We start from the raw sequence: 3,523 nt of genomic DNA on the forward strand, positions 1-3,523 counted from the left end.
GGCTCACCATGTGAACAGCTGGCGAATTTCGCAGGTAACGATTCGGCCATCGCCACCACGGGCCGCGGGGCAGTCCTACGATGATCTCCAGCCGGCCGTCATTCGCATATCAGGGCACTTCGGCCAGAAATTACGGTGCCATCCGGACGTTGGGCGGTAAATCGCGCCTGCATGAAAAGTCGCGCCAGGGAATACATGCCCTCAAGAAATTGCGCGGTCAAATTTAATTTCCGGGATCTTGACTGGCCTTGTCTTGATCACACCAAATCTTTGTCATAGCCTGGCTCCGTTATCGATTGACGGTCCCAGTTGACGATAAGGATCCGGTTATGACGGAAGCACTCACCGCGGCGGCATACGTCGCGGCCACCTACCGGATTGCGCTGGCGGAGACCATCCGCACAGTCCTCGACATTGGACGGTGCGGCCCGGGTGACCGGGTCATTAACTACTGTTCCGGAGACGGCGAGGGCAATCTGGCCATCGCGGGCCGGATCGGCCCCGGCGGCGTCCTCTACGCTGTCGACTCCGACGCCGCCGCGCTCGGCGGCCTGGCGGCCACCGCGGAGGGCAATGGCCTCACCGCTGTGCTCCGCACCGTCCAGCACGACCCGATGACGGCGGCGGACACCGTGCACGTGCCGACCCATATCACCTGCTTGTTCGGCCTGCACGACCTGGCCGACCCGGTCGTGGCCACCGAGCGCTGGGCCCTGGCGAGCAGCCCGGCGACCAAGATGCTCACCGCCGACTGGGGCGCGGTCTGGGCGCCCGGCGCCAACCGGCCGATCACCACGCTCCCGATGGTGTCCCCGGAGTGGGCCATGCTCACGTCCGCGACGCTCGAATTCCAGATCCCCGGTCAGGTGCCTGCCGCGCGCCGCGCACTGGGCAGCAGGACGGCTCCGGCTATGGCGAGCGTGACGATCCGGGAATGGACTCGGCGTTCCGCCTGATTTCTCCCCGCTATCGCGCGCCGAATTTGTCGGCACAAATTCACGCGCCAGGGTGGTGCGCATCGCCGTTCACCTCCCGCCATTGTTCACAAAGGACAGTAGCAATTCCACTGCTTCAATACGTGACAGCTTTACGCCGGCCAGGCCAGCGATAAATGTCCATTCACGACGGACAACTCAAAGCCTCCGGCCCCGCACCCGACGGCATCGCATATGGGAACGTGCTGAAGCCGCCAAGGGGAACGTCCCGCACCAGCGGGGCACTCCCCGGGGATCGAGGCCGGGCGGAACACAGGAAAGTGGCCGTGGCGGCCGGGTGACCACGAGGTCGCCCGGCCGCCACGGTCGTTCGCTACGGGGCCAGCGCACGCCAGCCCCGCCGCCGGCCAGCCGGCCACATCCCCCCGCGCGCATCGGGGGCTGGGACCCGGGCCGCCGCGACAGGTGCGGTCACAGCGACGGCCGGCTACAGGGGGCCTAGCAGGAGACGGTGGTCTCCGCGCTGAGGGTCGGGCCGAACGGGCCGTTGCCGGTGGCCATCGCGAACTGGGCACGGTACACCGAGCCGCAGGCCACGGTGCCGTCGCCGAGCGGCAGGTCGAAGTAGCCGTGCAGGCGGCCCGGGCCGGAGGCCTGGCCGAGGGTCGCGCCACCGACGACGTAGCTGACGCCGCTCTTGTAGATGCTCAGCGGCTTGAACGGGCTGCCGCCGGTCAGGTGGGCGAAGGAGTAGACGTTCTGGCCGTCCTTGTATACGCAGACCTTGTACGTCTCGCCGTTGTAACCGCTGAACGTGCTGCTGCACGTCGACACGGTCGCGGCCTGGGCCGGGGCGGCCGCGGCGAGCACGCCGGCGGTGGCCACGGCCGCGGTCGCGGCGAGGGTAGCGATGCGCTTCATGGTGTGTACCTCCAGGAAAGATTCCCCGGGCCAGCGGCGGCTCGGGGCAGGCCGCGATGATCTTCGGCCTTCCTCCACAGTAGAGGGCCGGTAATGCATTACACACTACACAGCGGACGGTGAGGCACAGATCACAGTGGAGTGTCCGCAGGCCAGCCGTGCCCGCCCGATGATCACCCACAGTGCATGGTTGCCCACGGGTTGATCCAGCTCTATTCTGTAGCCGCATCGACCCGCCTTGTCGCGAATGGATGACGATCACCATTCCCAGGCACCTGCTCCCGGTATGCAAGGAAAAACGTGCTTCTCGCCGATGAGTTCTTCCTGATCGCCCATGACGACCTCGACGGGCGGCGGCGGCTGCACGGCAGGGCCACTGGCCTCGGCCTGGCCGGAGCACTGCTGGGCGAGCTGATGCTCTTCCAGTGCCTGACCCTGGAGAACGGCCTGCTCACGGTGGTCGACCGCAGGCCGCCCGGCGAGCCGCTGGCAGCGGGCACCCTCCAGGCCCTGCTGGACTCCCCCGAGCACCGCGACGTGCGGACCTGGCTGGCCTACCTCAGCCAGGACTCCACGGACACGGTGGCCCAGCGGCTGGCCGGGCTCGGTTTCCTGCACCGGGAGGAGAGCAGGGTGCTGTGGCGAAAGACGGTCCGCTACGTGCCGGTCGACGGCACCAGGACCGCCTGGCCAGCCCCCAAACTGCGCCTCGCTCTCACCGAAGGCCGCCCGATGGACCTGCCGGAGATGGCGCTGGCGGTCCTGGTGGAGGCCGCCGGCCTGCTGGAGACCGTGATCTGGGACGGCAAGCAGAGCGGCGCCCGGCGGTACCTGCGCCGGATCTCCGCCGCGCTCCCCGCCCCGCTGCGGGAGCTCGCCGGGCACGTCGAGGCGGCGATCGGTGACGCCGTCCTGGCCCACCGGGGCTAGGCGGCACCTCTCCCTCCCCCACCCCCGAAAGAGGACACCCCCCATGTCCGCTGTCACCCGGGCACCGCGCCCGGATCCCGTGTCCACGGCGCTGGCCAAGGGCCGCCTCGGCGTGCCGTCCGTGGTCTTCTTCGTCATGTCTGCGGCGGCGCCGCTGACCGTTGTCGCAGGCCTGGTCACCACCGGGTACGCGGTCAGTGGCGTCACCGGCATCCCGGTGGCGTTCCTGCTCGTCGCGCTCGTGCTGCTGCTGTTCTCCGCCGGGTACGTCGCGATGGCGCGGCACGTGTCCAACGCCGGCGCCTTCTACACGTACGTCGCACGCGGTCTCGGCCGTCCGGCCGGGGTCGGGGCGTCGTGGGTGGCGCTGCTGGCGTACAACGCGATGCAGGTCGGCCTGTACGGCGGCTTCGGCTTCACCGCCAGCCTCCAGATCGAGGGCTGGACGGGCACGCAGGTGAGCTGGTGGCTGATCGCCCTCGGCGCTTGGGCGCTGGTCGCGCTGCTGGGCGTGCTCCGGGTCGACGTCAATGGCAAGGTCCTCGCGGTGCTGCTCGTCGCGGAGATCGCCGTCGTGCTGTTCTTCGACGTCGTCGGCCTGCGTAACCCGGCGGGCGGCTCGGTCAGCTTCGCCGCGCTGTCCCCTGAGAACCTGCTCACGGCGGGTGCCGGACCGGCCCTGGTCATCGCGATCACGGGCTTCGTCGGGTTCGAGGGCGCCGCAGTGTTCACCGAGG

The 3,523-nt window shown here is 68.9% G+C and carries 4 protein-coding genes; 3 read left to right on the forward strand and 1 reads right to left on the reverse strand.

Translation table 11 applies throughout. The features are described from left to right. The first annotated feature begins 329 nt into the window (after window positions 1–329). On the forward strand, window positions 330–956 hold the full coding sequence (locus A3G1_RS0117635; protein ID WP_018350801.1) for a hypothetical protein: 627 nt from the start codon (window positions 330–332) through the stop codon (window positions 954–956). A gap of 477 nt (window positions 957–1,433) precedes the next feature. Here the strand turns inward: A3G1_RS0117635 and A3G1_RS0117640 are convergent, their stop codons facing one another. Next, a complete protein-coding gene (locus A3G1_RS0117640; RefSeq protein ID WP_018350802.1) occupies window positions 1,434–1,856 on the reverse strand; it encodes a hypothetical protein in 423 nt (140 codons plus the stop codon). 300 nt (window positions 1,857–2,156) lie between these two features. Here A3G1_RS0117640 and A3G1_RS0117645 point away from each other — a divergent pair, with 300 nt between their 5' ends. Together A3G1_RS0117645 and A3G1_RS0117650 are read left to right on the forward strand one after the other, a co-directional pair. Then, the gene (locus A3G1_RS0117645) at window positions 2,157–2,786 is read left to right on the forward strand and encodes a GOLPH3/VPS74 family protein (RefSeq protein ID WP_018350803.1); all 630 of its coding nucleotides are present in this window, start codon (window positions 2,157–2,159) and stop codon (window positions 2,784–2,786) included. A 43-nt stretch (window positions 2,787–2,829) separates the two neighbouring features. Then, window positions 2,830–3,523: amino acid permease (locus tag A3G1_RS0117650; protein WP_018350804.1), on the forward strand; the 694-nt coding region annotated here is incomplete at its 3' end.

The organism is Longispora albida DSM 44784, from assembly GCF_000379825.1.
Classification (GTDB): Bacteria; Actinomycetota; Actinomycetes; order Mycobacteriales; family Micromonosporaceae; genus Longispora; species Longispora albida.